Here is a 516-nt window from a genome sequence, read left to right on the forward strand (position 1 = left end):
GTTGACCAGCTTCTGCACGCTCCTGTTCTAGCCGAGATGGTCGCCGAAAACTCCAGCCTCCCATGAGCATTCCTGCCGCCCGCCAACGCTTCATCCAGGAAATTCAATCAGATTCCATCGATCTGGGCCGAGCGGCCCTCTGGATTGCTCAGGAAGCCTATCCCGACTTGGATGTAGAAGAGTATTTGGCCGCTTTGGATGAGATGGCCGCAGAAGTGCAAGAGCGTCTTCCTCCCGAGCGCTACCCCCTGCGCGTCATCCGGATTTTAAATCACTATCTCTTTGAAGATCTGGGCTTTCGTGGCAACAGCGAAGACTATTACGATCCGCGCAACAGCTTTTTAAACGAGGTGATCGATCGGCGTACCGGTATCCCGATTACTCTTTCTCTAATCTATCTAGAGCTGGCGCGGCGGATCGATTTTCCCATGGCAGGGGTGGGCATGCCCGGTCACTTTTTGGTGCGGCCCTTGTTTGCAGACGCGGAGATTTTTGTGGATCCCTTTCATCAAGGGC

The 516-nt window shown here is 54.3% G+C and carries 1 protein-coding gene; it reads left to right on the forward strand.

All coding sequences use genetic code 11. The features are described 5' to 3' along the window. Positions 1-62: 62 nt before the first annotated feature. The coding region (locus NW858_RS13165) for a SirB1 family protein (protein WP_414520664.1) at positions 63-516 on the forward strand (454 nt) is incomplete at its 3' end.

This window comes from Synechococcus sp. H55.10, assembly GCF_047502715.1.
Lineage (GTDB): Bacteria > Cyanobacteriota > Cyanobacteriia > Thermostichales > Thermostichaceae > Thermostichus.